We start from the raw sequence: 6,660 nt of genomic DNA, 5'->3' as shown, positions 1-6,660 counted from the left end.
TGGTAGTCGCACTTGCCAATAAGCTAGCAAGAATAGCTTGGGCGGTGTTGTACCACCGCCAAGCTTTTAAGGCTGTATAGCCATAACCAAGTTTGCAACGCCAATGAACGTGATGACAAAAACGGTCTATCGGCCAGATTAGTAACCTGATACAAAAAATAGCACCTAGTTGCTTTGGGGCTTTTAAGGATAATCTGGCGCGGATATCATCGTGGAGCGGGAAGTTAATGTTCCCAACGTGGACTCCGAATACATTAGCGCAAACCAACTCCGTTATTACTAAATTGTAGTTGCAATAACGGGGCGGACCATACATTTTTTATATCTGCCTCTTGTGTACTTCTTACCTCTATTTCTACTAATGACGCTTGTTATATAAGAGGAGAGGGCTTTTCATTCTCTATTCTCTATTCTCTATTCTCTATTCTCTATTCTCTATTCTCTATTCTCTATTCTCACCACCTTAGCATTCTGCTTCTTACTTCTTACTTCTTACTTCTTACTTCCTGTCTTAGTGCCGCTTCATATCGAACGTTTGGGTTTCGGCCTTAGCCTTGCGTATTTAAAACCGATCACAAACATGCAGTTGTTTATGTGTAATAACGCTTGTACTTATGCATCGTTGAGTAAAAGAGGAGGGGAAGTTTGATGTAAGTCAATTGGTCAATAAGGGTAGGAAAAGTCTGCATCAACAGTTTGGGTAATCAGGATAGGGTTATCTTGATGTTGATAGCGGTTGATAAGGTTGATGGAAAATTTGTTGAGGTTGATGTTTTTACCTTTTCGACATGAGTGCTTTAGTTTTTTATCTTAAGTTACTGTATATGCTAGCTTTATGTTTTTTAGTTTATCAGGTTTATCTCAACTTTATACCGATGGGCTAATTGTTTTATTGATAACCCCAAGTTTATTTTTTTCCCAGTTTTTGGGCGTAGTCTTCACTTCGAAAGTTAGCGAGGTCGAGCAGGTTCTTCCTCATAGCATCTCGCTAATAACCATTCAGTTTGAGTCATGTTGACTCGAGTAGAATAGATTTGGAGATGTTATGTCATCGAATGCGAAAAAAATCGGTCTTATTGCCTGTACGGGTGTCGTAGCCGGTAACATGATGGGTAGTGGTATCGCACTATTACCTTCTAGTCTTGCCTCTGTAGGCTCTGTTTCAATCTTCAGTTGGCTGATCTGTTTGGTCGGTGCACTGAGTCTGGCGTTCGTTTACGCTCGTCTGGCAACCAAAAACCCACAAGAAGGTGGTCCTATCGCTTATGCTGGCGAAGTGTCTCCGGTATTTGGTTTCCAAACGGGCGTTCTTTATTACCACGCGAACTGGATTGGTAACCTGGCTATTGCCATTACAGGTGTTTCTTACCTTTCAGTATTCTTCCCTGTGCTCAATAACCCAATCCCAGCAGGTATTGCGACGATTGCATCGGTATGGATCTTCACTTTCGTCAACCTACTTGGTGGTAGCTGGGTAAGCCGTCTATGTACGCTTGGTCTAGTTCTTATCCTTATCCCAGTTGTTGGTACAGCTGCATTTGGTTGGACGCACTTCGATACTGCGCTTTACAGCCAAAACTGGAACGTATCAGCAGGTACTGACAGCCACGCGGTAGTAACAGCGGTTCTTATCTGTCTATGGTCATTCGTAGGTGTGGAATCAGCAGCGGTATCGACTGGTATGGTAGAAAATCCTAAACGCACTGTACCACTAGCAACTATGTTAGGTACTGGTATCGCGGGTGTGATTTACATCCTCTCAACTCAAATGATCAGCGGCATGTTCCCTGCGTCAGAAGTTGCGGCATCAGGTGCGCCATTTGCACTAGCAACCACTGAGCTATTCGGTAGCTGGACAGCACCATTTGTATCAGCATTCACAGCGCTAGCATGTTTCACTTCGCTAGGTTCTTGGATGATGCTAGTAGGTGAAGCGGGTAAACGTGCTGCGAGCGATGGTAACTTCCCTAAAATCTACGGTGAAACTGACAAAAACGGTGTGCCTAAGAAAGGTCTAATCCTTGCGTCAATCAAGATGACTGCACTGATGGTTGTACTGATGTTCTTCAGCTCTAAAACAGCACACGCATCAGACCTATTCAACCAGCTAACGACTGACGCAGTGCTACTAACTATGCTGCCTTACTTCTACTCAAGCATTAACTTGATCCGCTTCGAAGGTATGACAACACGTAACGGCTTCGTAATGCTGTTCTCTGGTGTGGCTTGTCTGTTCTGCTTCATCGCACTAGCGGGTGCAGAGGGCGGTACGCTAACAGCAACCTTCATCGTTTCTCTAGTTATCTTGATGTTCTACAGCAAAAAAGCAGGTCTTGCTCAGTACTTGAAAATGCACGCTGACGATATGCCTGCCCAAGCAAGCAACTAATCCCCAAACGCTGGCACTACGGTGCCAGCCCATAAACCCCAAATTCACGCGGCGCTCACCTTACTCATTGCCTGTAAATGGCAAAGAGCGCCCTCATTCGCCTTGGAGATGTCCAAATGAATATATTCGCTATCTTGAACCACATGGGTGTGTTCTTTAAAGAAGAGCCAGTTCGTCAACTTCACGCTGCTCTTGAGAAAGCGGGCTACGAAGTGGTTTACCCAGTAGATGATAAAGACTTGATCAAAATGATTGAGATGAACCCACGCATTTGCGGCGTGCTGTTCGACTGGGATAAATACTCACTAGAGCTATGTGAACGAATCAGCCAAATCAACGAAAAACTACCTGTTCACGCATTTGCTAACGAACAGTCTACTCTAGACATTTCACTAACAGACCTACGTCTAAACGTGAGCTTCTTCGAGTACGCTTTGGGTATGGCTGACGACATCGCTATCAAAATCAACCAAGCGACTGAGGCATACAAAGATGCCATCATGCCTCCATTCACTAAAGCACTATTCAAATACGTAGAAGAAGGTAAATACACCTTCTGTACTCCAGGTCACATGGGTGGTACTGCATTCCAGAAAAGCCCTGCTGGTAGCATCTTCTACGATTTTTACGGTCCAAACACATTTAAAGCGGACGTATCAATCTCAATGCCTGAGCTAGGTTCTCTACTAGACCACTCAGGTCCACATAAAGATGCAGAAGAATACATCGCACGCACATTCAATGCAGACAGCTCGTACATCGTAACTAACGGTACGTCTACATCGAACAAAATCGTTGGTATGTACTCAGCACCTGCGGGCAGCACAGTACTGATTGACCGTAACTGTCACAAATCTCTGACTCACCTAATGATGATGAGCGACGTGACACCAATCTACTTCCGCCCAACTCGTAACGCATACGGCATCCTTGGTGGTATTCCACAAAGCGAATTCAGCCGCGATGTCATTGCAGAGAAAGTGGCGAAAACACCAGGTGCAACAGCACCAACTTACGCGGTAGTGACTAACTCAACTTACGATGGCTTGTTGTACAACACACAATTCATCAAAGAGTCGCTAGATTGTAAACACATCCACTTCGACAGTGCTTGGGTGCCTTACACTAACTTCAACCCAATTTACGAAGGTAAATGTGGTATGAGTGGTGAAGCGATGCCAGGCAAAGTGTTCTACGAAACACAATCAACACACAAACTGTTGGCAGCGTTCTCACAAGCTTCAATGATTCACGTGAAAGGTGACTTTGATAAAGAATCTTTCAACGAAGCATTCATGATGCACACTTCAACTTCACCTCAGTACGGCATTGTTGCTTCTACTGAAACTGCAGCGGCAATGATGCGCGGCAACACTGGTAAGAAGTTGATGCAAGACTCTATCGATCGCGCAATCCGCTTCCGTAAAGAGATCAAACGCCTAGAAGCAGAAAGCGACAGCTGGTTCTTCGATGTATGGCAACCAGAAAGCATCGATACCACAGAATGTTGGAAACTAGACCCTAGCGACACATGGCACGGCTTCAAGAACATGGATGACAACCACATGTATCTTGACCCAATCAAAGTAACGCTACTGACTCCGGGGATGAACAAAGAAGGCGAACTAGAAGAATCAGGCATTCCTGCTTCGCTGGTGGCTAAATTCCTAGATGAGCGCGGCATCGTGGTAGAGAAAACAGGTCCATACAACTTGTTGTTCCTATTCTCAATCGGTATCGACAAATCAAAAGCAATGCAATTGCTACGCGGTTTAACTGAATTTAAACGTGGCTACGACTTGAACCTAACCATCAAGAGCTTCCTACCTTCGCTATACAACGAAGATCCAAGCTTCTATGAAGGCATGCGCGTTCAAGAACTAGCACAAGCAATTCATGACCTAACTAAGAAATACAACCTACCAGAGCTAATGTACAAAGCGTTCGATGTACTTCCAGAAATGAAAGTAACACCACACGCAGCATGGCAAGAAGAGCTTCGTGGCAACATCGAAGAAATCAAACTGGAAGAAATGGTTGGCCGCGTAAGTGCGAACATGATCCTTCCTTACCCTCCAGGTGTGCCACTAGTACTTCCTGGTGAAATGGTGACTCAAGAGTCGCGCCCTGTGCTGGACTTCCTAGAGATGCTTTGTGAGATCGGTGCGCATTACCCAGGTTTCGAAACCGACATCCACGGTCTATACCAACAAAAAGATGGTAGCTACACCGTAAAAGTATTGAAGAACTAAGTTCCTCTCGAAGATGACGCCATTGGGAATGCAAGCATGCTCCACTCTTACGAGCTCAATGCGTCATCGAACAATAACGACATTTAGATATACCCTTAACTAATCTGTCGTAAAGAGAAGGGCAAGGATGCTCTGATCTTTTCTTCTATATATAGAAGAAACAATTTTCCAAGACTTCACCTGAAGTACCCCAAATAAAAAGCAAAGACCAAAAGAGCAGCATGAAAGTGCCGCTCTTTTTTGCTATCTATATAGAAGTATATATAGAGGAAAGATACCAACAGCCAAATCAGGCGAACTCCATTACGATACGGCCATTAATTTCACCTTTCTCCATGTCAGCAAAGATGTCATTGATATCTTCAAGCTGTTTGACTTCAGTAATCGCCCTTACCTTTCCATCTGCGGCGAACTGTAAGCACTCTTGCAAGTCTTTGCGTGTGCCGACAATAGAGCCAATGACCTTCACTCCATTAAGAACAGTATCAAAGATAGGGATTGGCATTTCTTCTGGTGGTAAGCCGACAAGCACACATGCACCGCCGCGACGTATAGAGTGATAAGCCTCTTGGAATGCTGGCTTGGATACCGCAGTACACACAACACCGTGTACGCCGCCATTGGTTATGGCTTTAATACGCTCAGAAGGCTTTTCTTTCATAAAGTCGATGGTGTGTTGCGCACCTAAACTTTTAGCTAGTGCGAGTTTCTCGTCACCAGTATCTACAGCAATAACATTCATGCCCATTGCTGCTGCATATTGAATGGCTAAATGACCTAAACCACCTGCACCGACAATTGCCACCCATTGACCTGGTTTTACATCTGTTACTTTGAGTGCCTTATAAGTGGTAACGCCGGCACAGAAGAGGGGAGCTGCATCGACATAGCTTAAGCCCTTTGGAATTTTCACTACGTAATCACCGTGAGCAAGACAGAACTCTGCATAGCCGCCATCAACGGAATAACCAGCGTTATGTTGATCTAAACAAAGTGTCTCTTGCCCTTCCAAGCAATAGTCGCAATGACCACACGCACTATATAGCCAAGGCACGCCAACACGATCACCAGCTTTAAGATGGTGTATCTCACTACCGACCTCGACTATTTCTCCCACTCCCTCATGGCCAGGTACGAGAGGCATCTTAGGTTTCACAGGCCAATCGCCGTGGCAAGCGTGTAAATCGGTATGACAAACCCCGCAGGCATGAACTTTGACGAGTACATCACGAGGCTTAACGTTAGGTAGAGGAATGTCTTGAATGATGAGTGGACCTTTAAATTCACTAACAACTGCGGCTTTCATGTGTATCTCTCCATTTGATGATAACGATAATCATTCTTGATCGATATGTGATAGAGTGCAGTGATCTGAATCAAAAATCGATTTTTAGCTCAATAGACCTTGGTCGAAACAAGTTAATAGCTAAGAAAAAGAGGTTTATTTAAGAGAGGCGATGTCGAAACTAGGGTAGTTTCAGAAAGAAGAACATAGTTAGACCTCTTCTATTAAGGCTTGGTGCCCCTAAATTTTAGCTAAATAGGGGTCAAAGTGTCTTGTATCTATACGATCTGTTCATTGTTTGTTCGGTTGGGCGTTTTTTAAAAAAAAGGGGTTGCGCTCATTTCTGAATTCCCTATACTGCGCATCCACCGACACGGAGTGAGACGAAAGTCACACGGCGAGTCGGGAAGAGAGAAAAAAGAATTTGAAAAAAATGCTTGACTCTCTCACGGTGTGAAGTAAGATACGCACCCCTAACGACGAGCAACTAAGTTGCTGAAAATGTTAGAAAAGCTCTTTAAAAATAAGAACCTATCAATCTGTGTGGGCACTCGTTGATGATAATCCAATTAGATACCTTGGTATCAAATTAGGTTTCAATGAACTGAGTGACCAATCAAGTCTTCGGACTTGGCACAGTCAATTCATTATCATTCTGTTGGAATGATAATAGCTTTAAAATTACTTCTTACTTTCGAGTAAGGATGAGTTTTGAAGTCAGTATTCATTGAGCC

The 6,660-nt window shown here is 44.1% G+C and carries 3 protein-coding genes; 2 read left to right on the top strand and 1 reads right to left on the bottom strand.

What is annotated here, in order from left to right; genetic code table 11:
* Positions 1-1,045 precede the first annotated feature (1,045 nt).
* Both cadB and ATB76_RS26665 read left to right on the top strand, forming a co-directional pair.
* Complete coding sequence (gene cadB / locus ATB76_RS26670; RefSeq protein ID WP_061036397.1) at positions 1,046-2,389, top strand: cadaverine/lysine antiporter; 1,344 nt, start codon at positions 1,046-1,048, stop codon at positions 2,387-2,389.
* 116 nt (positions 2,390-2,505) lie between these two features.
* Positions 2,506-4,641, top strand: coding sequence for a lysine decarboxylase CadA (locus ATB76_RS26665; RefSeq protein ID WP_038881794.1), 2,136 nt, complete (start codon positions 2,506-2,508; stop codon positions 4,639-4,641).
* A 289-nt stretch (positions 4,642-4,930) separates the two neighbouring features.
* On the opposite strand, the gene adhP is transcribed toward ATB76_RS26665, so the two are convergent.
* Positions 4,931-5,947 carry an alcohol dehydrogenase AdhP gene (gene adhP, locus ATB76_RS26660; RefSeq protein ID WP_038873385.1) on the bottom strand — a complete coding sequence of 339 codons (1,017 nt, stop codon included), beginning with the start codon at positions 5,945-5,947 and terminating at the stop codon, positions 4,931-4,933.
* Positions 5,948-6,660 lie beyond the last annotated feature (713 nt).

The organism is Vibrio sp. MOR3 (assembly GCF_001557775.1).
Classification (GTDB): Bacteria; Pseudomonadota; Gammaproteobacteria; order Enterobacterales; family Vibrionaceae; genus Vibrio; species Vibrio jasicida.
This window is presented reverse-complemented; position numbering and strand designations above follow the sequence as displayed.